The organism is Halorubellus amylolyticus, from assembly GCF_034808145.1.
Classification (GTDB): domain Archaea; phylum Halobacteriota; class Halobacteria; order Halobacteriales; family Natrialbaceae; genus Halorubellus.
The window spans coordinates 1-261 of the sequence record NZ_JAXHGM010000076.1; the positions used below are offsets into that span (position 1 = coordinate 1).

A 261-nucleotide genomic window follows, 5' to 3' on the forward strand; every position below is an offset into this window, starting at 1 on the left:
GGCGGACCCGAACATCGGGGCCGTCGCGGGGGCAGTGAAACTGCTCCGCGTCCAGTCGCGTATCGAGAAACTGCAGGCGCTCGAATACGCACTCGGGATCAACACCTTTCGACGAGCGTTCGCGGCGTTAGGGTTCGTAAACGTCGTTCCGGGCTGTCTCGGCTGTTTCCGGCGAGCCGCCCTCGAAGAAGTCGACGGATACGACGGGGACACGATGACGGAGGATTTCGACGTCACGATCAAACTCCTCAAAGCGGGATG

General features: G+C 61.7%; 1 protein-coding gene. It reads left to right on the forward strand.

The features are described from left to right. Positions 1-261: glycosyltransferase family 2 protein (locus tag SM754_RS20320; RefSeq protein ID WP_323677957.1), on the forward strand; the 261-nt coding region annotated here is incomplete at both ends.